This window comes from Kitasatospora sp. NPDC030952 (assembly GCF_055571335.1).
Window position 1 is genome coordinate 35,645 of the sequence record NZ_JBVIFM010000013.1, and the last position, 23,226, is coordinate 58,870.

Sequence of the window (23,226 nt, forward strand, 5' to 3'; positions counted from 1 at the left end):
CCGCTCCCAGTGGCGGCGCCCGTCCCACTCGCCCCGCGCTGAGCTGGGACGACGCCTCAACCACCGTCCGCCGACCGGCCCACCTACGGCGAGCGTGCGGAGGCCGGACGGCGGTCGGACAGCGGTCGGACGGCGGTGGGTGGATCCGGCCGGGACCGGACGGCGCGGGAGGCGTCCGGTGGGCGCACGATCTATCCTCCGCTCCGCTCGGCGCAGCCTCGCGCCGGCTACCGGGGAGTGAAGACGTCCACCCCGGTAGCCCCCGCCGCACCGGTCGCACCGGTCGCACCGGTCGGCACGGGCACCGCCTCCGGGTCCGGCCGGTAGCGCTCGGCGCGGGCGTGGTACTCGAAGTCGCCGCGCAGCAGGGAGCGGTGGTGCTCGGCGTAGAGCTGGACGGCGGCGCGGATCGGCTGGGTGGCGCCGGCGGCGGCCAGTTGCGCGGGCAGTTGCCGCTCGGCGCTGACGGCCCGTTCGACGCAGGCGGCCCGCAGGTCGTCGACCCGGGTGACGGCCTCCTGGACCGTCCCGCCCTGGTGGTGGCGCAGCACGAAGACGGCGTTGTGGTAGTAGCCGGCCGCGCCCTCCTTCCGGGCCGAGCAGATGTCGTTGTAGAGGGCGATGTGGTCGACGACCGCGCCGCGCAGGGCGACCAGTGCGGGCAGGCGGCGCACGTGGTCGGGCAGGTCGATGGCCGGCGGGGTCTCGAAGAGGTCCAGGAACATCCCCATGCCGATCGAGTGCCGGCGGTGGGTGAGGTAGTCCTCGGGGAGCGGGGTGTGGCCGGCGGCGCGTTCCACGGCCTCGCGCCAGTACGTCCACAGCCAGGCGGTGACGTCCTCGCGGAAGGTCTGGTGCCAGGACGGCGAGCGGCCGGCCCGGGTGCGCCGCCACAGGTCGGCCAGGGCGAGCGCCGCCGGGCTGGTGGGGCGGCGGCCGCCGATCAGGACGCCGGTCAGCTCGTCGATGGCCGCTCGGCTGCGGGCGAGGTCCTGGCCGCAGCCGTCGTCGTCGAAGGCGTCGTCGACGACGAACGCCCAGAACGTCCACTGGCAGCGCAGCGCGAGCGGCCCCACCTCGGCGGTCGGGTCGGTCAGCGCGCACCACAGCTCGGACTGGGTGCGCAGCATCCGGCGGCGCACCTCGGGCGAGGAACAGAGGCCGAACTCCTCGGCCCAGGCCCACATGCGTAAGCCCGCCTCGTCCTGGTGCGGATTGCCACCGGTGGCCGGGAAGGGCATCCGGAAGGCGGGAAGGGTGATCTGGTCCATGGCGCGCATGCTCCTGTCTGGTCGGGACGGCAGTGCGGCCGTGGAACCTTCCGACAGTTTGTTCCCCCTGTCCAGCGCGGGCCGTGCCAGATACCCGTACGGGTATCCACCCAGCCCGCGGCCGCCGGCCGCCGCCCGCCGCCCGCCGCCCGCACCGGCCCACACCGGCCCGCACCCGAGGCAACGAACTGCTGCCGCACCGCAGTTGAACACCGGCAGAACCTCCCCGCAGCTCGGCACCGCAGCTCGGCACCGCAGTCGGGCGGCGGCATCAGCCCCGCGTCACCGGGCATGCATGAGGGGTCGTCCGGCACCGGGCCGCGACGACCCGGCACCGGTCGCGGCATCGACCGGACGCACGAGGGAAGTGGCGGGCATGGGCGAACTGGACGGCAGGACGGCACTGGTGACGGGCGGATCGCGCGGAATCGGACGGGCGGTCGCACTGCGGCTCGCGGCCGACGGCGCACTGGTCGCGGTGCACTACGGCGGCGACGAGGAGGCCGCCGCCGAGACCGTGGGGCTGATCGCCAAGGCCGGCGGCCGGGCGTTCGCGGTGCGGGCCCGGTTCGGCGGGAGCGACGGGTTGGACCGACTGTTCGAGGGCCTCGCCGCCGGGCTGGCGGTGCACGGCGAGGACGGCCTGGACATCTTGGTCAACAACGCGGGCGTCCACCTGGCCGGTTCGATCGGGCAGATCACCGAGGAGGAGTTCGACCGGGTGATGGCGATCAACGTGCGCGCGCCGCTCTTCGTGATCCAACGGTCCCTGCCGCTGCTGCGGGACGGCGGGCGGATCGTGAACGTGGCCTCGGCGGCCACCCGGATCGGCTCCCCGCTCCAGATCGGCTACACCGTCAGCAAGACGGCGCTGGCGGCCCTCGCCGCGCCGCTCGCCAACGAGCTCGGCCGGCGCGGGATCACCGTCAACACCGTCAACCCGGGGGTGATCCTCACCGACATGACCTCCGAGTGGACGAGCGCCCCGGTGGCGATGGCCGGACTGGAGTCGATCACCGCGCTGGGCCGGATCGGCGAGCCCGAGGACGTCGCGGACGTCGTCGGTTTCCTGGCGGGCCCCCAGGGCCGCTGGGTGACCGGCCAGACCGTCGACGTCTCCGGCGGCACCTACCTCGGCCCGATCCCGCCAGCCTGAGCACCCCTCCCCCCGGGGTGTCCCAGCTGCCCGCTCCGCCAGACGCAACTTCTTCGCATTAAGCTGGGTGCATGAGTTCCCGAGTGACCACACGCCCCGGCGGGCGCAGCGCCCGCGTCCAGCAGTCCGTGCACCAGGCCGTCCGTGAGCTGGGGGCGGAGCTGGGGCGGGAGGCGCTCACCGTGCCGCTGATCGCGGCCCGCGCGGGGGTGACGCCGTCGACCGTCTACCGGCGCTGGGGTGACCTGCGGGAACTGCTGTCGGACGTGGCCGTCGAGCGGTTGCGCCCCGACGCCCCGCCGGCCGACCACGGCAGCCTGCGGGCTGACCTGGAGGCGTGGGCCGTGCAGTTCGCCGAGGAGATGTCGTCGACGGCGGGCCGCACCTACATCCGGGACGCCCTGCTGGGCGACCCGGAGCAGGGCAACGCGGCCCGCTGCTCCGACTACGCCGCCGAGCAGTTGAAGGCCGTCGGGGTGCGCGCGGCCGGGCGGGGGGAGGCCGTGCCGGACGTGGAGACCCTGCTGGACGTCGTCGTCGCCCCGCTGATGTACCGGATCCTGTTCCGCTCCTCGGAGCTGTCCAGGGCCTACACCGACCACCTGGTCGCGGCGGCGCTCGGCCGCGCCGCGCCTCCCCTCGCACCTAAAAGCTAAACATTTGCGTTTGGGAACCTCGGGTCCTTAGAGTGCTTAACGCAAAGCATTCGCCTTAAGGCTCAGAGGTGCTTCCATGACCAGCGTCACCGCCCCACCGTCCCGCCCGGCCACCCCCGCAACCCCCGCAACCCCGGCAACCAGCACGGGATGGCTCCTCGGCGACATCGCCGTACACCGCGTCGACGAGCTCGAACTGCCCCGGCAGACCGGCCCCTGGCTGCTGCCGGACGCCACCAGGGACGTACTGGACCAGGCGCCGTGGCTGCGCCCCGACTTCGCCGACGCCGACGTCCCCCGTCTGGCGAGTCACAGCTTCGCGGTGGAGGCCGGCGGGCTGCGGATCGTCGTGGACACCGGCATCGGGAACGCCAAACCGCGCGCCAATCCGGCCTGGCACGGCCTGGACACCGACTTCCTGGAGCGCCTGACGGCGGCCGGCTTCCCGCCCGAGTCCGTGGACCTGGTGATCACCACGCACCTGCACACCGACCACGTCGGCTGGAACACCCGCCTCACCGGCCGGGACTGGGCGCCCACCTTCCCCAACGCCCGCTACCTCACCAGCCGCACCGAATGGGACCACTGGGCCGCCACCGACCTGGACGAGGCCCGCACCCAGATGTTCCGCGACTCCGTGCACCCCGTCCGCGACGCCGGGCAGTACGACGCCGTGGCCGTGCCCGAGCAGGGGCACGAGGTCGCGCCGGGCGTCCTGCTCGTCCCCGCCCCGGGCCACACCCCGGGCCAGGTCGCGGTGGAACTGCGCGGCGGCGACCGCCGGGCGCTGATCACCGGCGACAGCATCCACCACCCCGTGCAGCTCTCCCACCCCCAGGTGAGCAGCTGCGTCGACACCGACCCGGCCCAGGCGGTCCGCACCCGCGCCCGGCTGCTCGACGCCCTGGCCGACACCGACGCCCTGCTCCTGGGCACCCACTTCCCGCGGCCCACGGCCGGCACCGTCCGCCGGGAGGACGGCCGCTACCGGCTGCTCGCCGAGCCCGCCGCCGAGATCCCGACCGCCGCCTGATCACCCAGCGACGCTGCCCCGGCTCGGTCGCCCTCGGACCGCGCCACCCTCCGACCGCGCCACCCCCGGTCTCGCCACCATCGCCCGAGAAGGAGCACCAACCATGCCTGCCGCCGACCTCACCCCACCCGAGGCAGCCCGCTGGGCCGCCCGCGCCGGACTCGTGCTCCCAGCCGAGCGCCACGCGACAGTCGCCGCGGTCGCCAACCACATCCACAGCGTCGTCTCGGTCCTGCGCGAGCTGGACTTCGCGGACGTCCCGCCCGCCGCCACCTACCACCCCGCACCGGAGACGCACCATGCCGCCGTCTGACCAGCCGTCTGACCAGCCGTACGAGCAGCCGTACGAGCAGCCGTACGGGCAGCCGTACGAACTGTCGCTCGCCGCCGCCGCGGACGCGATCCGCGCCCGGCGACTGTCCCCCGTCGAACTGGTCGACTCCGTCCTGGAACGCCTCGAGGCGACGGAGCCGCACCTCGGCGCCTACGTCACGGTCACCGCCGAGCAGGCCCGCCGGGCGGCGGCCGAGGCCGAACACGAAGCGGCGCACGGCCGTTACCGGGGGCCGCTGCACGGCATCCCGATGGCGCTCAAGGACCTGATCGACGTCGACGGGATGCCCACCACGGCCAGCTCCCGGGTCCGCGCCGACCACCGCGCGACGGCGGACAGCACGGTCGCCGCGCGGCTGAGCGCGGCCGGCGCGATCCTGCTCGGCAAGACCCACACCCACGAGTTCGCGTTCGGCCTGACCACCCCGCAGACCCGCAACGCCTGGGACCGTGACCGGATCGCCGGCGGCTCCAGCGGCGGCTCCGCGGTCGCCGTCGCCTCGGGCGCCGCGACCTTCGCCCTGGGCACCGACACCGGCGGGTCGATCCGGGTGCCCGCCGCGCTCAACGGAGTCGTCGGCCTCAAGCCGACCTACGGCCTCGTCCCCCGACACGGCGTCACCTCCCTGTCCTGGTCGCTGGACCACGTCGGCCCGCTCACCCGCACCGTCGAGGACGCGGCCCTGGTCCTGACCGCACTGGCCGGGCACGATCCGCGGGACCCCGCCTCGCTGGCCGTCCCCGCCGCGCACTACCGGCCCGGCGCCGGAACGGACCTGACGGGGCTACGCGTCGGCGTGCCGCGCACCTACTACTTCGACCGCGTCCATCCGCAGGTGGAGGCCGCCGTCCGGCACGCCATCGGGCAGTTGGAAGCCCTGGGCGCACGGCTGGTCGAGGTCGACATCCCGATGACCCGCTACATCCACGCCACCCACTGGGGCCTGATGGTGCCGGAGGCCGGTGCCTACCACGAGGGCAGCCTGCGCGCCGTCCCCGAGCTGTACCAGGACGACGTCCGGATCCTCCTGGAGGCGAGCGAGTTGATGAGCGCCGGCGACTACCTGCGCGCCCAGCGCGCCCGCACGCTCATGCGCGCCGAGTGGGCCCGGATGCTGGAGGAGGTCGACGTGATCGCCGCCCCGAGCGTCCCGATGACCGCGGTCAGGGCCGACGAGACGACGCTCAGCTGGCCCGACGGCACGGTCGAGGACGTCTCCGACGCCTATGTCCGCCTCTGCGCCCCCGCCAACATCACCGGAGCGCCCGCCCTCACCGTCCCGGCCGGCCTCGACGCGGCGGGCCTGCCGATCGGCCTGCAGCTGCTCGGCCGGCCCCTCGGCGAGCCCACCCTGCTGCGGGTCGGCCACGCCTACGAGCAGACCCGGCCGGCCCGCGCACTACCGGCCTGAGCGAGTCGGCACCGCCGGCCAACTCTCCTCAGGCGCTAGCCTGTTCCGCATGCTGACCACCCGCCCCGCAAGCCCGCGCCCCTCCACCCGCGACCGTCTGCTCGCGTTCGGCACCCTACCCGCGGCGGCGGCCGTGCTCACCGGGGTGAACGCGCTCTACCTGCTGCTCGTGGTCTTCGGGAACGTCACGGACTTCGGCACCAACCAGCAGTTCGTCCAGCACGTGCTGGCGATGGACACCACCTTCCGGGACCGGGACCTGATGTGGCGCTCCGTCACCTCCCCGGGCCTGCAGAACGCGGCGTACGTCGCGATCATCGCCTGGGAGGCGCTGAGCGCCGTGGTGCTGACGGCGGGGGCGCTCGCCTGGTGGCTGCGGCCGGAGCTGGCGCGCCGGCTCAGCAGCCTCGGCCTGCTGCTGATGCTGCTGCTCTTCGGGGCCGGTTTCATCGGGATCGGCGGCGAGTGGTTCGCCATGTGGCAGTCGAAGGCGTGGAACGGCCTGGACGCGGCGATCCGCAACGTCACCCTGGCGGGGCTGGCCCTGGTGGTGGTGCACCTGCCGCACCGCGCGGCCACCCCGTCGGAGGCGGCCACCCCGTCGGAGTGAGGGCAACCGCACCGGCCGCGCTCACGCCGTCGGCACGGCCCGGTCGGACGTCGGCCCCGCCCGGTCGGACGCCGACACGGCCCGGTCGGGCAGCGGCACGGCGTGCAGACAGGGGTGGAGCGGGGCACCGCCCGGTGCCGGGTCCGGAGCCGTCAGGACGGTGGCCACCTCGCCGGTGATCTCCACCCGGAGGTCGCCGTCGAGGCTCACCCAGACCGGCCCGCCGCCGGGCCCCAGAGCGTCGGTGGCGTACACCACCACGACGGTCGGCGGCGCGTGGCCGCCGATCGGCCCGGGCAGGGTCACCGCGTAGCGGCGTTCAAGGCTCTTCATGGCCGGCCTCCTGGTCGGAACTCCCCGCCCGTATCGTCGATTCTCCTCCGGACCAGGGCCGTCGTACACGAACGGTAGGCGTCATGACGCCATTCGGCGGATGCCCGTGGCAGCCGCCCGGGATCGGGGATCACCCATCGCGCCTACCCGGCCCCGCCGACTCCACACCCCGGAGCCCTGGTGCGTGCCGTCCGCAGTGGGCAGGCTGCTGCTGCACCCGCCGCCCGACCACGGAAGCGAGACCGCGAGCATGATCGAGGACCCCCGAGCCGACACCGTCGACGGGCTGCTGCGCCGCAGCGCCGGCCGCACGCCCGACCGCACCGCGCTCACCTTCGGTGACCGCGGCTGGACGTACCGGCAGCTCGACGAGGCGGTCAGCCGGGCGGCCGGGCACCTGCTCGGGCTGGGCCTGCGCCCCGGCGACCGGGTCGCCGCGTACGGGCGCAACTCCGACGCGTACGCGATCGCCTTCCTCGCCTGCGCCCGGGCCGGACTGGTGCACGTCCCGGTCAACCACGCCCTCACCGGCGAGGAGTTGCGCCACCTGCTCGGCCAGTCCGGCAGCCGCGCGGTGCTCGGCGACCCGGCACTGACCGCGGAGGTCGAACGGGTCCGGGACGGGCTGGGCGTCGAGCACGTGGTGCCGCTGCGGGACGACCCGGCCGGGCTGCTCGAAGCCGCGCTGGAGGGCCCGGTGCCCGAACTCGGCACCGGCGCGGCCGACACGGACCTCGCCCAGCTGCTCTACACCTCCGGGACCACCTCCCGGCCGAAGGGCGCGATGATGCCCCACCGCGCCCTGGTGCACGCGTACCTGTCGAGCATCCACGCCCTCGACCTGCGCGCGGACGACCGGCCGCTGATCTGCATGCCGCTGTACCACTCGGCCGGCCTGCACGTCTTCCTGCTCCCCTACCTCGCGGTCGGCGCCTCCGTCCTGCTGCTGGAGGCGCCCGACATCCCCGAGCTGCTCCGGCGGATCGAGAGCGACCGGATCGGCTCGCTGTTCCTCGCGCCGACGGTGTGGGTGCCGCTGGCCAACCACCCCGACCTGGACCGGTACGACCTCTCCTCGCTGCGCAAGGCCCAGTACGGCGCCTCGATCATGCCGGTGGCGGTGCTCGACCGGCTGCGCGCCCGCTACCCGGGGGTGGGCTTCTACAACTGCTTCGGCCAGTCCGAGATCGGCCCGCTGGCCACCGTGCTGCGGCCGGAGGAGCACCCGGACCGGCCGGCCTCCTGCGGCCGCCCGGTGCTGTTCGTCGAGACCCGGATCGTCGACCGGGACGGTACCGAGGTGCCGCCCGGCACCCCGGGCGAAATCGTCTACCGCTCCCCGCAGTTGTGCCTCGGCTACTGGGAGGCGCCGGAGCAGACCGCCGAGGCGTTCAAGGGCGGCTGGTTCCACTCCGGGGACCTCGTGGTCGCCGATCCGGAGGGGTACCTCACCGTGGTCGACCGGATCAAGGACGTCATCAACACCGGCGGGGTGCTGGTGGCCTCCCGGGAGGTCGAGGAGGCCCTCTACGGCCACCCCGCCGTGGCGGAGGTCGCGGTGATCGGCGCGCCCGACCCGAAGTGGATCGAGGCGGTCACCGCGTTCGTCGTGCTGCGGCCCGGCTCCGCCGCGCCCACGGCGGCGGAGCTGATCGCCCACGTCCGGAGCCGGCTCGCGCCGTTCAAGGCGCCGAAGAGCGTCGTCTTCGTCGCCGAACTGCCGCGCAACCAGAGCGGCAAGCTGCTCAAGCGGGAACTCCGGGCACAACTGGCGCACTGAGGCCGAACCCGCCTCCCCCGGGCGGAGCGACGGTCGGCTAGAAGACGTCGGCCTTCCCGGCGGGAGCGGCCAGCAGGGCGGTCTGGAAGACGAAGCGGTTCCACGGGGTCCGCGGGTCCCGGCCGGTGACGGCGGCCAGGCGGCGCAGCCGGTAGCGGACGGTCTGCGGGTGGAGGTGCAGCCGGGTGGCCGCGCCGGCGGCGCCGTCGGAGTAGATCACGGTGTCGAGCGTCCGCCGGGTGGTCCCGTCCTGCGCGAGGTGGCCGAGGACGGCCTCGGCGACCCGGGCCGGGTCGGCGTCGGGGTGCCCGGTCACCAGGGCCACCACCTCCAGGTCGCCGCGGTCGAGCATCCGGCGCTCGGTCCACACCAGCGGCGAGGCGTGCCGGACGCCGTGGGCGGCGATCCGGTAGGCGCGCGGCGCGGTGGCGGCGGTGACCCCGGTGAGCAGCGCGCCGGTGAGTCCGTGCCCGGCCGCCAGGCGGTCCAGCGCGGCCGGGTCGACGGCCTTGGCCAGGGCGACCCCGAGCCCGTCCATGGTGGTGTGCAGCGTGGTGAGTTCGAGGTCGGCCGCCTCGCCCGCGGCCCGGGCCGCCAGCGCGGCGGTGACCAGCGCGGCCGCCCGCTCCGCCGCGTCCGGTGCGCCGGCCGCCGGGGAGAGCACCATCAGGTCGAAGGCGGCCGGCAGCTCCGCGTCGAGTTCGCGCAGCCGCGCCCGCAGGGTGCCGGGGTGGCTCTGCCGGCCGAGCAGCAGGTCGGTGAGCAGTCCGCGGAGGGAGTGCTCGCGGTCCTCGCTGAGGCTGCGCCCGGTGGACTCGTAGCCGTCGAAGATCGCCTCGGAGGACTGGTCGAGCACGGTCAGCCAGACCCGGGCGAGCGCGCTGAGGTCGCGCACGGTGACGGCGTCGGCGAAGCGCTCGCCGATCCGCTCGAAGAAGGCCAGCGCGGCCACCCGGTAGGCGCGCAGCACGGCCGCCAGCGGACGGGCGTCGCGCGCCCGGACCGCGCCGACACCGCGGAACATCCGGATGTCCTCGGCGCCCAACGCGCCGTCCACGGCCCAGAGTTCGAGCACCCGGCGGAGCGTCCAGACGATGATCGAGCGGACCTCCTCGAGCTGACGGGCGTCGAGGTTGGCGTAGGCGGGGATCTCCCGGGCGATCGCGGTCATGAAGGCGTCGACCATGCCCGGCTGGTCCGCCAGGATCAGCGCCACCGCGCCGGACCGGTCGGACCGGGGCTCGACCCCACCGGGTGCCGACGCGCCCCCTACCGATGGGCTTTGTGCCGATGGCACAGTCTTCTTCATCACCACCTGACAAGCCTAGTGCCGGCGCCCACGGCCCGCCCATGACCATGGGACCACGGCCGTCGCACCCAGGCGACGGCGACTGCCCCGGAGGAGAGCCGCATGCCGTTCCAGCCTGAGGTGATCGTGGTCGGCGCCGGCCTGGCCGGACTGGTGGCCGCCCATGAGCTGGCCAGGGCCGGCCGGCGGGTGCTGGTGGTCGAGCAGGAGAACCGGCGGAACCTGGGCGGCCAGGCGTTCTGGTCGCTCGGCGGACTGTTCTTCGTCGACAGCCCCGAGCAGCGCCGGGCCGGGATCAAGGACTCCCTGGAGCTGGCCCGGCAGGACTGGTTCGGCTCGGCGGGCTTCGACCGGCTGGACGACGAGGACCACTGGGGCCGGCAGTGGGCCGAGGCCTACCTGGCCTGGGCGGCCGGCGGCAAGCGCGGCTACCTGCGCGAGCTGGGCCACCGGGTGGTGCCGCTGGTGGGGTGGGCCGAGCGGGGCGCCGGCTCGGCCACCGGCCACGGCAACTCGGTGCCGCGCTTCCACATCACCTGGGGCACCGGGCCCGGCGTGGTGGAGGCTTTCCTGCGCCCGGTGCTGCGCGCGGAGCGCAGCGGGCTGGTGCGGTTCGCCTTCCGGCACCGGGTGGACGAGCTGCTGACCGAGGAGGACGGCACCGTGGTCGGCGTCCGGGGTGCGGTGCTGGCGCCGGACGACTCCGGGCGCGGGATCAGCTCCTCGCGCGCGGTGACCGGGCCGTTCGAGGAGCGGGCGGCGGCGGTCGTGGTGACCTCCGGCGGCATCGGGCACAACCACGCCCTGATGCGCGCCAACTGGCCCACCGAGCGGGTCGGGCCGGCTCCCGAGCACCTGATCTCCGGGGTGCCCGCCCATGTCGACGGCCGGATGCTGGCCATCACCGAGCGGGCCGGCGGCCGGGTGGTCAACCGCGACCGGATGTGGGCCTACACCGAGGGCGTCCACAACTGGGACCCGGTCTGGCCGGACCACGCGATCCGGATCCTCCCCGGCCCCTCCTCCATGTGGTTCGACGCCGAGGGGCGCCGGCTGACCGGCATGTCCGGGGTGCCGGGCGCCGACTCGATCGGCGCGATGAAGCAGATCCTGGCCACCGGCCACGACTACTCGTGGTTCGTGCTGACCCAGTCGATCATCGAGAAGGAGTTCGCGCTCTCCGGCTCGGAGCAGAACCCCGATCTGACCGGCCGTGACCTGAAGTTCGCGGTGCGGAGCAGGCTGGCGAAGGGCGCCCCCGGTCCGGTGGAGCGGTTCAAGCGGCACGGCGTGGACTTCGTCGTCGCCCGGACCCTCCCCGAGCTGGTCGCCGCCATGAACGGGATCGCCCGCGGCCCGAAGCTCGACCCGGCCGACATCGAGCGGCAGATCGTCGCCCGCGACCGGGAGTTGGGCAACGAGTTCAGCAAGGACGTGCAGGTGATGGCGATCCACAACGCCCGCCGCTCGCTCACCGACCGGATCGCCCGGGTCGCCAAGCCGCACCGGATCCTCGACCCGGCGCACGGCCCGCTGATCGGCGTGCGGCTCAACATCCTGTCCCGGAAGACCCTCGGCGGCCTCCAGACCGACCTGGACTCCCGGGTGCTCGGCGCCGACGGCGCGCCCGTCCCCGGCCTCTACGCCGCCGGCGAGGTGGCCGGCTTCGGCGGCGGGGGCGTGCACGGCTACAACGCCCTGGAGGGCACCTTCCTGGGCGGCTGCATCTTCTCGGGGCGGGCGGCCGGCCTGGCGATCGCCCGAGGCCGCTGATCCCCGGTGACCGTCAGCCGCTGATCCCGGGTGACCGTCAGCCGGTGAGCCAGGGGGCCTCGGGGAGCTTGGCGTCGGGGTTGCGGCCGGTGAAGTCCACGGTGGTCGGCGTGCCGAGGCCCGCCATCCGCATGGTGACCCGGCGCAGGGTGCCGTCGGCGTCCACCCAGTAGGTGAGCGGGGAGCGGTTGCCGTCCGGTGCGGCGCCCTGGGCGCGCGGGCCGGCGAAGCGGTCGTAGCCGCGGCCGTCGATGCGGTCCTGGCCGAGCCAGCGGGCGCCGGACTGGGCGAGCAGCAGCGGATTGTCCGGGCGGTCGGCGCCGACCTGGGTGAGCAGTTGGAGGCCGGCGTCCAGCGGGTCGGCGGTGTACGAGCGCGGGGACCAGCCGCTGCGCGGCACGCGTTCGGCCTGCTCCCAGGCCGGGCTCCGGTCGCCCGCCGGTTCGGGGGCCAGGCCCAGGCCGCCGGTGTCCCAGATCACCAGGCCGTGGTCCATCTCGCCGCCGCCGGCGCCGGTGGAGCGGTAGCGGCCCACGCCCCGGTGGGTGCGGTAGTCCACGACGCCCTCGACCCGGATCCGCACGCCCCCGCCCTCGTCGGCGGTGAGCACCACACCGACCGGGCTGGCCTGGTAGAGGTTCAGCCGGGACACCGCCAGCCGGGCCGCCTCCTCGGTGGTGACCGGGCGTTCCGTGGCCCCGGCGGAGACGGCCTGGTACGCGACGAACCCCCCGGCCACGGCGGCGCACACCGCGGTCGCGATCAGTGCCGTCAGCCAGTGGGGCCGGCGGCGCCGGGGCGGGCGGGCGGCGGCGGCCTTCGTCTTCCGGGCCATGCGGTGGTGTTCTCCGATCCGTCGTTCGGGTCGTGCGCGTCATCGGGGGCGGTCGGGGGCGGTACGGGCCGGGTGCGGCCCGGGCGGGTCGGGCACGGGAACCGGGCGGGTTCGCGGTCCTCGCGGTCCGCGGACCCGCCCGGTCCGGGTGCCACCCCGTCAGGACGGGGCGGCGGGGGCGACGGCTACCGGTGCTGGGCCCGGCGTCGGCGCACCAGCACGAACAGTGCCGTGCCGAGGGCGATCAGCGCCGCGGCGCCGGTCGCGATCAGCGGCATCCCGCTGTTCGCCCCGGTGTGCGGCAGTTCGCCGCCGGGAGCGGGCGCCGGTGGGGCCGGCGTGCTCGGCGGGGTGGTCGGGGTCGGCGTCGGGGTGGGCGTCGCCGACGCGGTGGGCGTCGGGGTGGGGATCAGCTTGTTGACGGCCGTGACGCTGACCCCGTCCTCCAGGTTGTCGGCGGTGAGCACCAGCGGTCCGAAGACCGTGTTGTCGGGCGCCGAGTAGCCGTCGGGCGGGCTCAACTCCTGCCAGTAGTACGTCCCGGGCACGCCGGCGCCCTGGCAGATGCCGTCCTTGCCGGTCGTGCAGGGGTCACCGACGGGCGTGTCCGGCTTGGTCCCGGTGGCCTGCAGGCCGTCGGTGCCGTTGGTCTCGTGCCACAGCTGGAACTTGGCACCGGCCAGCGGCTTGCCGTCCTGGTCGTTCTTGATCAGCTTCAGCGCTCCCTCCTGCTGGCGGTAGCCGAAGTCGAAGGTGTGGTCGTTCTCGCCCGGTCCGCCGGTGGTCAGCGCCCGTTCGGGGAACTTGGCGCCGGCGGGGACGATGCCCTTGGAGTCGATGAAGTGGTTGTCGCCGACGTCGTGGTCCGTGGGCACCCAGTGGTAGAGCGGGCCGCCCTTGGCGTAGTCCGCCGGGTTGTCGATGCGGATGGTGTACTTGGTGTGCGGCTTGAGGCCCCCGGCGACGTCGCTGTCGTCGAAGTAGTACTCGCCGCGCGGGGTGGTCTTGGTGGTGCCGACCACCTTGCCCGACTCGTCGTAGAGGTTGACGGTGGCGCCCTTGACCGGGGTCTGGCCCGGGTTCTGGATGCCCTTGCGCTCGGGGTCGTACCAGACCCGGTTGCCGATCTGCAGCGGCGCCTGGTCGCAGAGCACCTCGAGGTCACCCATGGCCGCGCCCTTGCCGAACGGCGAGCCGGTGCCCGCCGGGGTCAGCCGCAGGCCGAACTTCGGGTCGTGGGTGCCGTCCGCGCGCTCCATGAAGGAGGTGCCGTAGCCGACCGCGGTGTGGTCCGGGTCGAACGCGGAGGCCGCGACGGTGCTCTCCACCTTGGACAGGGCGATGCCCGCGAACACCGAGTTGTGGTGGCCCACCTCGTCCCAGCCGGTGGCGAAGAACCGGGCGCCGCGGACGGTCTTGCCGCAGCCGAGGTTGACGTCCATCACGTACGTGCCGTTCGACGGGCAGGCCTTGTTCAGGTCGCCGCCGGACATCACGGTGGCCGAGTTGGGCGCCGGGGCGCCCGGGCCGCGGTCGGCGAAGCGGTCCTTGAAGGCCAGCAGCATCGAGCCGTCGGTCTCGAACAGGATCTCGCCCAGCTCCGGTTCGGGGAACGCGATGGTGGTGTTGCCGCAGACCTTGCCGTTCTGCGAGGACGGGAAGGTGCTGGTCCACGGGAACCAGCCGGCGCCGTCGCACGGGCCGGTGCCGACGGTGGACTGCCGCGGGTAGTCCAGCGGCTGGTCGAGCACCGGCTTGCCGAACGCCCCGGTGCCGAGGTCGAACGGCAGGACCAGCGCGCGCACGTCCGTGAGCTTGCCGGTGGACTCGCCGGAGCAGACCCCGCCGAGGAAGCCGGTGCCGTCCTGCAGACCGAGGCCGTACGGCCGCCAGTCGCCGGCCGACGGGCAGCCCGGGTCCGGGATCGGGTACGAGGCCTTCGGCGCCGAGGCCGTCGGCGCGGTGGCGTCGTAGCGGTAGAGCTTGCGGTCGTTCAGGTTGACGACGAACAGGTCCTTGCCGTCGTCGGTGATCTTGATGCCGCCCAGACTCTCCTTCCCGGCGACGTCGAGGAAGGCGTCGTCCGTCCCCGGCCCGTGCGCGGTGCTGCCCGCGTTCGGCACGGTGGTGAAGACGTTCGTCTTCTTCGTCGCCAGGTCGGTGACGTAGATCCCGCCGGACCCGCCGGGGCCGTAGTCGGTGGTGCGCTTGGCCGTCGCCGCGGAGAACACCCGCTTGTCGGCCTTGTTCCAGGCGATGCCGAAGATCGTGCCGGTGTCGGCGTCGGTGGCGAGGTTGGTCGCCACGACGTCCTTGCCGGGGCCCTCCTGCCCGCGCGAGCCGTACGGGAAGGACACCAGGGTGCGCTGGGTGCCGCCCTGGTAGGTGGCCGTCTGGCAGGCGGTCACCAGCGGCGCGTTCTTCTGGCAGTAGTCCGCCGGGTTCCAGAGCCCGGTGGTGTAGGAGACGTTCTTGCCCCCGCTGAGGTCGACGAACTCCTCGTTGGAGCTGAGCTGGTTCGGCGCGCCGTCCAGGCCCTGGCGGGAGGCGAAGGCCGGGAAGAGCACGCCCGGCTTCGGATTCACCACCTGGACCCGGTACTTGCCGCCGGTGGCCTTGCTCGTGGCGGGCGACAGGGTGACCGTGCCGTCCGCCGCCGTGGTGCCGTCGATCGAGACCCCGGTGTCGTCGGTGAGCGTCACCTTGACGCCCGCCATGTTCGGCTCCAGCGCGGGCGTCCACGTGCCGGAGTTGTCCACGGCCCGGATCACCCGGACCGTGACGGTGCCGTCGCCGGGCTGCGAGACCGCCGACGGGACCGCTGCCAGCGAGCTGCTGCCGACGACGATGGCGAGCGCCGCGACACGGCCGACGGCCCGGCGACCGGGCAGACCCGACCGTGACCGGCCCGGGCCGCGCGCGGCGCCGTTCGTCAGTTCATTCGTTGTTTTCATCCCTGCTCTCATCATCCAAAGAGCCCAAATGGCCCGCCTACAGGAGCGAGCCCACAGCGTGGCCTGAAACCGCCGTGATTAACGTGAGCTTAAAGGGAATTCACCCAACCGGGTGGCCGATCGTGGAACTTTGATGACCTGTCAGACGTATCCACCACGGCTCACCTGACGAATGCTCACCTCTCGGGTGGCCCCACCAGCGGGAATCCGGCTCCGGGCACGCTCTTGACACGAAACAAGCGCCATGTCGACAAAGCTGCTCGACCACGTAGGGTGACCGAACCTCGAACAGCACTACGAATGCCCCGGGAATTCGGCACAGCCTGCACAGAACCGTCCACGATTCATTCCAACCCACCAGCCCCAGGAGCAACGTTCGCCCGGAGCCCGCCGGCCACGAACGGCGGCGCACGCCCGTGGGGCGTGTCTTCAAACTCCCGCCTGCGGGCCGACGACGGGAGTTTGAAGACACGCCCCTGTCCGACGTCAACACCGCTGACATAACCTGCGGGGCATGAGCGAACGCGTGGTCCCCGAGCCCCAGCGCCGCCGGCGGCGGCCCACCAAGCAGGGCGTCGTGCTCTCCCGGGAGCTGATCGTCGACACCGCGCTGCGACTGGTCGAACAGCACCGCGCCGACGCCCTCACCGTCCGACGGCTCGGCGCCGCCCTCGGCGCGGACCCCAGCGCCGTCTACCGCTACTTCCACAGCACCGACGACCTGCTGCTGGCCATCGCCGACGAACTCATCGGCCGCGCCCAGGCCGGCTGGCGCCCCACCGGCGACTGGCGCGCCGACCTGCGCGCCATCGGCCTGCGGATCCACTCCGCCTACCTCGCCCACCCCCAGGCCGCCCTGCTCGCCGCCCACCGCACCACCGGCCGCACCCACGAGACCGCCGCCGTCGAGCGGATCCTCGGCGTGCTGCGCACGGCCGGCTTCCCCGATCCGGAGGCCGTCGGCATCTACCACGCCTTCGTCGACCAGAGCCTCGGCTTCGCCGCCCTCGACGCCGCCGCCCTCGCCCTCCCGGCCGCCGCGGCCACCGCCGACCTCCAGGTCTGGCAGGCCTCCTACGCCCGTCTCGACGCCACCACCCACCCCCACATCGCCGCCACCGCCCACCTGCTCACCACCGACATGCGCCGCAGCGGCTACCCGTACGCCCTCGACCTGCTCCTCGACGCCGCCGCGGCCCGGCTCGCGGCGGGGGCGGGAGCCGCGACGGGAGCGGCACACTGAGCCGGGCCGCATCGGCGTCGGGCAGCTAATGGGCGCGCGGTGCCCGGCTAGTCGGCGACGTACACGGCCGCACCGCCCACGTAGGTGCGCAGGACCCGGGCGTCGGCGATCCGCTCCGGGTCGCCGGTGAGGATGTCGCGGTCCAGCACGACGAGGTCGGCGAGGTGCCCGACCGTGAGGGTGCCGGCGGTGTCGTGGCCGTTCACGTGGGCGGAGCCGGCGGTGTACGCGGCGAGCGCGGAGGGCAGGTCGAGGCGCTGCTCGGGCAGGAAGACCCGGCCGTCGGCGGCGCCCGGTTCCATCCGGTTGACCGCCACGTGGAGTCCGGCGATCGGGTCCGGGCTGCTCACCGGCCAGTCGCTGCCCGCCGCCAGGGTGGCGCCCGCGCGCTGGAGCGCGGCGAAGGGGTACTGCCGGGCGGCGCGTTCGGGGCCGAGGAAGGGGATGGTCAGTTCGTCCATCTGCGGCTCGTGGGCGGCCCACAGCGGCTGGATGTTGGCGATCGCGCCGAGGCGGGCGAAGCGGGTCAGGTCGTCCGGGTGGACCACCTGGAGGTGGGCGAGGTGATGCCGGGTGCCGCGTCGGCCGTTCGCCGTCCGGGCGGCCTCGACGGCGTCCAGGGCCTCCCGGACGGCCCGGTCGCCGAGCGCGTGGAAGTGCACCTGGAAGTCGAGGGCGTCGAGTTCGGTGACGTATCCGCGCAGGGCGGCCGGATCGACGAAGCTGAGGCCGGAGTTGGCGGTGGCGCAGCCGCAGGCGTCCAGGTAGGGGCTGGTCATGGCGGCGGTGAAGTTCTCCGCGATGCCGTCCTGCATGATCTTCACCGAGCCGGCCCGGAACCGGCCGTGGCTCAACTCGGCGCGCCGGGCGACGAGTTCGGGGATCTGTTCGGCGCCGCGCTCGCGGTCCCACCAGAGCGCGCCGGTCACCCGGGCGGTCAGCGCGCCGGAGCGGGCGGCGGCCAGGTAGGCGTCCGAGGGGTCCGGCTGGCCGTTGAACTCGCCGAGCAGGGCGTCCTGCCAGCCGGTGATGCCGAGCGAGTGCAGCAGTCGCTGGGCCCGGAGCAGTCCGGTCAGCCGCTGGGCGGCGGTGGGCGGCGGCACCAGCCGGGCGACCAGGGCGGTGGCGCCCTCCTGGAGGGTGCCGGCGGGGGCGCCGTCGGGTTCGCGTTCGATCCGGCCGTCGGCCGGGTCGGGGGTGTCGCGGGTGAGGCCGGCCAGTTCGAGGGCCCGGGTGTTGGCCCAGGCGCCGTGGTGGTCGCGGTTGGTGAGGTAGACCGGGCGGTCGGGGACGACGGAGTCGATCAGCTGCCGGGTGGGCAGGCCGCCGTCGAAGCTCTCCAGCGACCAGCCGCTGCCGGTGATCCACTCCTGGTCCGGGTTGGCCTCGGCGTAGGCGCGGATCCGCTCCAGGTACTCGGTCACGCCGACGGTGCCGGTGAGGTCGCAGGCGGCGGCCTCGACGCCGCCGAAGACCGCGTGGACGTGGGCGTCCTGGAAACCCGGCAGCAGCAGTTTGCCGGTGAGGTCCACGACCTCGGTGCGCGGTCCGATCAGTGCGCGGACCTCGTCGTGTCCGACCGCGGTGATCCGTTCGCCGGTCACGGCCAGGCCGGTGGCCCGGGTGCGGGCGGCGTCGCCGGTGTGGACGGGGCCGTGGGTGAAGACCAGGTCGGCCTCGGTCATGGGTGGTGCTCCGTTCTCGGTGGTGCTCATGCGGGAGGGTGGGTCAGGCGCTCGGGTCGAGGAAGTACGGTGAGCGCCGCCGCCAGCGGGCCCAGGCCGCCGACGGCAGTCCGGTGACGATCATCATCGCCACCACCGTCAGCTCGAACCAGCCGTTGTCGGCGGCGAGTTCGAAGTGGTCGGTGGAGTCGTAGAAGCTCCAGGCCAGGTACCCGCCGACGGCGAGCAGGGCGGCCGCGCCGAGCAGCGGGCCGACCACGGCGCGCAGTCCCTGCCAGGGGTCGGTGCGCAGCAGCCCGCGGAAGCGGACGGCGGCGGCGACGGCGGTGAGCGCGTAGTAGAGGGCGACGATGATGCCGATCGCGTTGACGGCGGCGGAGATCAGGTCGTTGACGGTGGGGATGGCGATCGAGGCGAGGGCGAGCAGCACGGCGATGCCGGTGATCAGCAGGGTGCCGACGGCGGGGGTGGTGTGCCGGGGGTGCAGCCTGGTCCAGACCGGGCCGAGCACGCCGTCGCGGCCCATCGCGTACATCCCGCGCGCGGTCGGGATCACCGAGGACTGCAGTGAGGCCACCGCGGAGAAGGTCAGGGCGATCAACGGCAGTGCGGCGAGGGGCTGATGGGCCAGGGTGGTGCCGAAGTAGGTCAGTCCGTGGGCGCCGTTGTCGGCCAACTCGTCCAGCGGCAGCACCCGTTGGAAGGCCGTCCCGGCGAGCAGGAAGAGCAGCATCATCACCACCAGGGCGAGGAAGCCGCCCCGGGAGGCGTCGCGCGGCTCCCGCACCTCCTCGCCGACGCTGAACACCGACTCGAACCCCCAGTAGCAGAACACCGCGAGCACCATGCCCTGGGCCACGGCGTCGAAGGAGGGCAGGTCGAACGGGTTGTACCACTGGAGGGAGAACGGCTGGTCGCCGGCGAACAGCCCGTAGCCGCAGAAGCCGAGCAGCACCGCGTACTCGAAGACCAGCAGCGCCTTCTGCAGCCGGGCGGCGAGGTCGAGTCCGCGGACGGCGACGAGGGCGGCCCCGACCAGCACGACCAGGCCGAGCAGGGTGCACTGGACGGTGGAGTCGGCGTCCAGGCGCAGGCCCGCGACGCTGCGCAGGTGGGCCTGGTCGAGGAGTTGGATGACCGCGGAGCCGGTGACGGTGGTGGTGTAGGCCATGAAGACCACCGTGCCGACGGTGTTCACCCAGCCGGTGAGGAAGCCCAGCCAGGGGCTGAGGGTGCGGCCGACCCAGCGGTAGCTGCTGCCGGCGTCGGGGTCGACCGCGTTCAGCCGCCCGTAGCCGCCCGCGATGGCGAGCACGGGCAGGAAGGCCAGCAGCATGATCGCGGGCAGGTGCAGGCCGACGACGCCTGCCATCAGGCCCAGGCCGATGCCGATGCTGCTGGTGGCGGCCGTGCTGGAGGCGGCGATGACGGCGCCGTCCAGCAGGCCGATGGACCGCTGCATGGCGCCGTGGCCGGCGCCCGTTCTCGGGCCGTTGCCCGTGTCGTCCTTCACCGTCGATGCCAACGGGTCACCGCCTTCTTCGTGGGGGGGTGTGGGGGTGGGGCGGGGGTGAGGCAGGGGTGGGGCGGGGGAAGTGCGAGCCATGAAACCGGTGGGTTCGTTTCACGTCAATGCCGTTGTCATAAGGGCCCCAACCCGCCCGCACCGCCCGCACCCTCGTCCTGAGCAGTTGTTTTGACGTACCGTCGACAACCCCTGCCCCTGTCACCCTCGCCGGAGCATCCGTGATCCCCATCCGTAAGGCCCGCACCGGCCTGCTCGCGGTGGCGGCCCTGCTGGCCGCCCTCGTGAGCACCGCCCCACCCGCGCAAGCGGCCACCGCCACCACCGCACCGGTCCTCAGCGGCGCCCGATTGGCCGCCTCCTGGACCGGCCCGCTGAGCACCCGCGGGCGCTACGTCGTCGACGCCAACGGCGACCGGTTCAAGCTCAAGGCCGGCAACTGGGCAGGCGCCCAGGGCACTTGGGAGGGCAGCGGCTCGACCACCGACCCGGCGGACAACCAGGCCGGCCAGGTGTCGTACGACATCCCGCTCGGCCTGGACCGGGCGCCGATCGGCCAGATCCTGGCGGGCTTCCACGGCCTGGGCCTGAACGCCGTCCGGCTGCCGTTCGCCAACGCGCTGATCCACGACACCAGTACCGTGCCGGACGTCGCCGTCGCCGCCAACCCGCAGCTCAAGGGCCGGACCCCGCTCCAGGTCTACGACGCCGTGGTCGCCGCGCTGACCGCCGACGGCTTCGCGGTCATCCTCAACAACCACACCACCAGCTACCGCTTCTGCTGCGGCCTGGACGGCAACGAGCGCTGGAACAGCGGCCAGAGCACCCAGCAGTGGGAGGACGACTGGGTGTTCATGGCGAACCGCTACGCCTCGAACAAGCGGGTCGTCGGCGCGGACCTGCGCAACGAGGTCCGCCGGGACACCTGGGACGACCCCAACTGGGGCCTGGGCGACGCCCACGACGAGTACAGCGCCTTCGAGGAGGCCGGAAACCGGATCCTGCGGACCGACCCGGACCTGCTGGTCATCATGGAGGGCATCAACTGGTACGGCATCCCCGCCGCCGGGTTCTCCCACGGCCGACCGATGCTCACCCCGGTGGCGACCCTCTCCAACACCCTGATCCGCTCCGACAAGCTGGTCTACGCCGCCCACTTCTACGCCTACACCGGCCCGGCCAACACCGGCGCGGGCAGCGGCCCCGGCTCCACCTCCGACCCGCGCTACGAGGACTTCACCCCCGAGCAGCTCGCCCAGGTGGTGGACCAGGAGGCGCTGTTCGTCACCCGGTCCGGTCAGCACTTCACCGCCCCGGTCTGGGTCAGCGAGTTCGGCGCCGGCGGGCGCGGCTCCACCGACGCCAAGGAGCAGGCCTGGTTCGACCGCTTCACCGACATCCTGGCCGCCAATGACACCGACTTCGCCGTCTGGCCGCTGGTCGGCTGGCAGAACAACGGTGTGCCCAACGACAGTTGGGCACTGCTCTCGTACGACAGCGCCGGCCGGCAGCTCGGTCTGAACGACCCCGGCGACTGGCGCGCCGCCGACTGGCACAAGCTGATCGACGCACCCTCGTACACCGGGCAGGTCGCACCGGTCACCCGCTGGAACATGCTCGACCTCGACCACGGCGACCAGAACGTCTCCGCCCGGATGCTGGCCCGGCCCGACTGGAGCCCCGGCAACCGCAAGGGCGACTGCCCGGACGGCCAGCGCCTGGCCGGCCTCGGCCGCGGCAGCAGCCGCGGCCTGTGCACCGACGCGGGGCAGCCCGCCGTCGGCGCCGGCGACTGGGTGACCGTCACCGACCAGCGCTACGTCACCGGGGGCGACTGGGCCTCCGGCTACGACAAGCTCCAGTGCCCGGACAACACCTTCGCGGTGGGCTACAGCGTCCACGACAACGCGATGTCCTCCCTGCTCTGCGCCCCGGCCGCCACCTCCCTGCCCACCGCCGGCCGCACCGTCTGGTTCGACCGCGGCGACAACCGACCCGCCGCCGGCGGGTCCACCGCCAGTGACTGGGCACCCGGCTCCTACAAGGGCCAGTGCGCCGACGGCGAGTACGTGGCCGGCGTCGCCGACACCTGGAGCCGGCTGGAGTACGGCGTCCCGGACGCACTGCTCTGCCGCCCGCTGGGCTGACCTCCGAGGGCGGGCACGTGCCCGGCGGATGCGCCATCCGCCAGGCACGTGCAAGGTGGTGGAGTACGAACCGCCCGGCCGGCGACCGTCCGTGGCCCCGCGGACACCGTCCGCCGCGTGACCGGCCCCCAGCCGCCCCTCGACCGAAGGAGGCGCCATGCCGACCAGGACGATCCCCCGTCGGGTTCTGGTGCTGACCGTCGCCGCCCTCGCCGTCCTGCCCGCCGCGGCGATCAGCGCGCCCGCGCAGGCGGCCTCCGCGCCCCCGGCCACCGCGCCCCCCGCCACCGCCGCCGCCACCTCCGGCCCGGCCGCCGCGCCGGTGCGCTTCGTGGACCTGCCCGACTCCGCGCTGCCGACCGACCGCGCACCGCACCAGCTCACTTTCCGTTACCGCAACGACACCCCGACGGATCAGACCGTCGCCCCGCAGATCCTGCTCGAATCGCCCCAGCGGGGCCCCTTCCTCAGCACCTCGGACTTCCGGCTGGAGATGCGGGGCACGGACGGCCGTTGGCACACCGTGCCGCTCGCCAGCCAGACCGGCACGCTGTACACGGCGCTGGTCCCGGCGAAGATCGTCCTGCACTCCGGCCACACCCTCACCGAGAGCTACCGGCTCACGGCGCTCCACGGGCCCGCCCGGGGGACGGTCGAGCCCCGGATCGCGATCTACGCCTGAGCTGCCGGCCGGCCGCCCGGGGTGCGCTGACCGAGGCGGCGGGGTGCGCTGACCGAGGCGGCGGCGGGCTCCGGGCGCTGCCCGGCCTCCGTCCGCCCCGCCTCCCGAGGTGCTGGTCGACGGCGCCCAGCCCGGGGGCGGGGCTCCCTGACCGCCGGCCCCCGGCCCCCGCCCCCCGGCACTCCGCGACCCCGGCGCGCGCAGCCGGCCAGCGGTGACTTCGGCCACGGTTTCGCGCCGCCCCGGTCGCCGCCCCCGCCCGGACGGAAGCGACATATGTGGCCGGAAAGCACTGAAAGTCGTCCCACAATGGCCGGATTCGAGCGCCATTCATCGGACTTGTCTGCCCGGCGGCAGCCCTGATGAAGAGTTCCGTCCCTCGGCGATTAACCGCATGTTCACATGCACTCGTCAACCGTGTTCACCGCTACGCTCTAGCGTCTAGCCGCCGCGCCGCTCGTGCTACGCGCGTCACGGCCCCAACTTCTG

General features: G+C 73.8%; 18 protein-coding genes. 11 read left to right on the forward strand and 7 right to left on the reverse strand.

Annotated features, from left to right (window positions below; all coding sequences use genetic code 11):
- Positions 1-227: 227 nt before the first annotated feature.
- Positions 228-1,271, reverse strand: a complete 1,044-nt coding sequence (locus tag ACZ47G_RS22475; protein ID WP_465745251.1) for a terpene synthase family protein — start codon at positions 1,269-1,271, stop codon at positions 228-230.
- A 376-nt stretch (positions 1,272-1,647) separates the two neighbouring features.
- Between ACZ47G_RS22475 and ACZ47G_RS22480 the strand changes: the two genes are divergently transcribed.
- The 6 genes from ACZ47G_RS22480 (at position 1,648) to ACZ47G_RS22505 (ending at position 6,471) form a co-directional block, all read left to right on the forward strand.
- Positions 1,648-2,427, forward strand: coding sequence for an SDR family oxidoreductase (locus tag ACZ47G_RS22480; protein WP_465745253.1), 780 nt, complete (start codon positions 1,648-1,650; stop codon positions 2,425-2,427).
- A 71-nt stretch (positions 2,428-2,498) separates the two neighbouring features.
- A complete protein-coding gene (locus tag ACZ47G_RS22485) occupies positions 2,499-3,083 on the forward strand; it encodes a TetR/AcrR family transcriptional regulator (protein WP_465745255.1) in 585 nt (194 codons plus the stop codon).
- Between the two features lie 76 nt (positions 3,084-3,159).
- Entirely contained in the window at positions 3,160-4,116 is a 957-nt protein-coding gene (locus ACZ47G_RS22490; RefSeq protein ID WP_465745257.1) for an MBL fold metallo-hydrolase, read from the forward strand.
- 103 nt (positions 4,117-4,219) lie between these two features.
- On the forward strand, positions 4,220-4,429 hold the full coding sequence (locus tag ACZ47G_RS22495) for a hypothetical protein (protein ID WP_465745259.1): 210 nt from the start codon (positions 4,220-4,222) through the stop codon (positions 4,427-4,429).
- On the forward strand, positions 4,416-5,861 hold the full coding sequence (locus tag ACZ47G_RS22500) for an amidase (RefSeq protein WP_465745261.1): 1,446 nt from the start codon (positions 4,416-4,418) through the stop codon (positions 5,859-5,861). Before ACZ47G_RS22495 ends, ACZ47G_RS22500 begins: the two co-directional genes overlap by 14 nt.
- Positions 5,862-5,910: 49 nt before the next feature.
- Positions 5,911-6,471 carry a DUF2165 domain-containing protein gene (locus ACZ47G_RS22505; RefSeq protein ID WP_465745263.1) on the forward strand — a complete coding sequence of 187 codons (561 nt, stop codon included), beginning with the start codon at positions 5,911-5,913 and terminating at the stop codon, positions 6,469-6,471.
- A 21-nt stretch (positions 6,472-6,492) separates the two neighbouring features.
- Here the strand turns inward: ACZ47G_RS22505 and ACZ47G_RS22510 are convergent, their stop codons facing one another.
- Positions 6,493-6,804 carry a DUF6296 family protein gene (locus tag ACZ47G_RS22510; RefSeq protein WP_465745265.1) on the reverse strand — a complete coding sequence of 104 codons (312 nt, stop codon included), beginning with the start codon at positions 6,802-6,804 and terminating at the stop codon, positions 6,493-6,495.
- A 250-nt stretch (positions 6,805-7,054) separates the two neighbouring features.
- Between ACZ47G_RS22510 and ACZ47G_RS22515 the strand changes: the two genes are divergently transcribed.
- Positions 7,055-8,584 (forward strand): acyl-CoA synthetase, encoded by a 1,530-nt coding sequence (locus ACZ47G_RS22515; protein ID WP_465745588.1) that lies wholly within the window; start codon positions 7,055-7,057, stop codon positions 8,582-8,584.
- A 37-nt stretch (positions 8,585-8,621) separates the two neighbouring features.
- Here ACZ47G_RS22515 and ACZ47G_RS22520 read toward each other — a convergent pair whose 3' ends face one another.
- A complete protein-coding gene (locus ACZ47G_RS22520; RefSeq protein WP_465745267.1) occupies positions 8,622-9,800 on the reverse strand; it encodes an RsbRD N-terminal domain-containing protein in 1,179 nt (392 codons plus the stop codon).
- Positions 9,801-9,995: 195 nt separating this feature from the next.
- On the opposite strand from ACZ47G_RS22520, the gene ACZ47G_RS22525 reads away from it, so the two are divergent.
- A complete protein-coding gene (locus ACZ47G_RS22525; protein ID WP_465745269.1) occupies positions 9,996-11,666 on the forward strand; it encodes an FAD-binding dehydrogenase in 1,671 nt (556 codons plus the stop codon).
- A 37-nt stretch (positions 11,667-11,703) separates the two neighbouring features.
- Here the strand turns inward: ACZ47G_RS22525 and ACZ47G_RS22530 are convergent, their stop codons facing one another.
- Both ACZ47G_RS22530 and ACZ47G_RS22535 read right to left on the reverse strand, forming a co-directional pair.
- Positions 11,704-12,501, reverse strand: coding sequence for a hypothetical protein (locus tag ACZ47G_RS22530; RefSeq protein WP_465745271.1), 798 nt, complete (start codon positions 12,499-12,501; stop codon positions 11,704-11,706).
- A gap of 185 nt (positions 12,502-12,686) precedes the next feature.
- Positions 12,687-15,455 carry an SdrD B-like domain-containing protein gene (locus ACZ47G_RS22535; RefSeq protein ID WP_465745273.1) on the reverse strand — a complete coding sequence of 923 codons (2,769 nt, stop codon included), beginning with the start codon at positions 15,453-15,455 and terminating at the stop codon, positions 12,687-12,689.
- 514 nt (positions 15,456-15,969) lie between these two features.
- Between ACZ47G_RS22535 and ACZ47G_RS22540 the strand changes: the two genes are divergently transcribed.
- On the forward strand, positions 15,970-16,698 hold the full coding sequence (locus ACZ47G_RS22540; protein WP_465745275.1) for a TetR/AcrR family transcriptional regulator: 729 nt from the start codon (positions 15,970-15,972) through the stop codon (positions 16,696-16,698).
- Between the two features lie 47 nt (positions 16,699-16,745).
- Here ACZ47G_RS22540 and ACZ47G_RS22545 read toward each other — a convergent pair whose 3' ends face one another.
- On the reverse strand, positions 16,746-18,383 hold the full coding sequence (locus tag ACZ47G_RS22545) for an amidohydrolase (protein ID WP_465745277.1): 1,638 nt from the start codon (positions 18,381-18,383) through the stop codon (positions 16,746-16,748).
- A 43-nt stretch (positions 18,384-18,426) separates the two neighbouring features.
- Positions 18,427-19,845: an APC family permease gene (locus ACZ47G_RS22550; protein ID WP_465745589.1), complete on the reverse strand. Its 1,419-nt coding sequence runs from the start codon at positions 19,843-19,845 to the stop codon at positions 18,427-18,429.
- A 284-nt stretch (positions 19,846-20,129) separates the two neighbouring features.
- Here ACZ47G_RS22550 and ACZ47G_RS22555 point away from each other — a divergent pair, with 284 nt between their 5' ends.
- Both ACZ47G_RS22555 and ACZ47G_RS22560 read left to right on the forward strand, forming a co-directional pair.
- Positions 20,130-22,055, forward strand: a complete 1,926-nt coding sequence (locus tag ACZ47G_RS22555; RefSeq protein ID WP_465745279.1) for a glycoside hydrolase family 5 protein — start codon at positions 20,130-20,132, stop codon at positions 22,053-22,055.
- Between the two features lie 157 nt (positions 22,056-22,212).
- A complete protein-coding gene (locus ACZ47G_RS22560; RefSeq protein WP_465745281.1) occupies positions 22,213-22,737 on the forward strand; it encodes a signal peptide protein in 525 nt (174 codons plus the stop codon).
- Positions 22,738-23,226: the final 489 nt, after the last annotated feature.

Coding starts and splice junctions, on each gene's coding strand:
- ACZ47G_RS22505 (WP_465745263.1), top strand. CDS start 5,911: ATGCTGACCACCCGCCCCGCAAGCCCGCGCCCCTCCACCCGCGACCGT.
- ACZ47G_RS22535 (WP_465745273.1), bottom strand. CDS start 15,455: ATGAAAACAACGAATGAACTGACGAACGGCGCCGCGCGCGGCCCGGGC.
- ACZ47G_RS22550 (WP_465745589.1), bottom strand. CDS start 19,845: ATGCAGCGGTCCATCGGCCTGCTGGACGGCGCCGTCATCGCCGCCTCC.
- ACZ47G_RS22545 (WP_465745277.1), bottom strand. CDS start 18,383: ATGACCGAGGCCGACCTGGTCTTCACCCACGGCCCCGTCCACACCGGC.
- ACZ47G_RS22515 (WP_465745588.1), top strand. CDS start 7,055: ATGATCGAGGACCCCCGAGCCGACACCGTCGACGGGCTGCTGCGCCGC.
- ACZ47G_RS22530 (WP_465745271.1), bottom strand. CDS start 12,501: ATGGCCCGGAAGACGAAGGCCGCCGCCGCCCGCCCGCCCCGGCGCCGC.
- ACZ47G_RS22510 (WP_465745265.1), bottom strand. CDS start 6,804: ATGAAGAGCCTTGAACGCCGCTACGCGGTGACCCTGCCCGGGCCGATC.
- ACZ47G_RS22475 (WP_465745251.1), bottom strand. CDS start 1,271: ATGGACCAGATCACCCTTCCCGCCTTCCGGATGCCCTTCCCGGCCACC.
- ACZ47G_RS22525 (WP_465745269.1), top strand. CDS start 9,996: ATGCCGTTCCAGCCTGAGGTGATCGTGGTCGGCGCCGGCCTGGCCGGA.
- ACZ47G_RS22500 (WP_465745261.1), top strand. CDS start 4,416: ATGCCGCCGTCTGACCAGCCGTCTGACCAGCCGTACGAGCAGCCGTAC.
- ACZ47G_RS22485 (WP_465745255.1), top strand. CDS start 2,499: ATGAGTTCCCGAGTGACCACACGCCCCGGCGGGCGCAGCGCCCGCGTC.
- ACZ47G_RS22480 (WP_465745253.1), top strand. CDS start 1,648: ATGGGCGAACTGGACGGCAGGACGGCACTGGTGACGGGCGGATCGCGC.
- ACZ47G_RS22540 (WP_465745275.1), top strand. CDS start 15,970: ATGAGCGAACGCGTGGTCCCCGAGCCCCAGCGCCGCCGGCGGCGGCCC.
- ACZ47G_RS22490 (WP_465745257.1), top strand. CDS start 3,160: ATGACCAGCGTCACCGCCCCACCGTCCCGCCCGGCCACCCCCGCAACC.
- ACZ47G_RS22495 (WP_465745259.1), top strand. CDS start 4,220: ATGCCTGCCGCCGACCTCACCCCACCCGAGGCAGCCCGCTGGGCCGCC.
- ACZ47G_RS22560 (WP_465745281.1), top strand. CDS start 22,213: ATGCCGACCAGGACGATCCCCCGTCGGGTTCTGGTGCTGACCGTCGCC.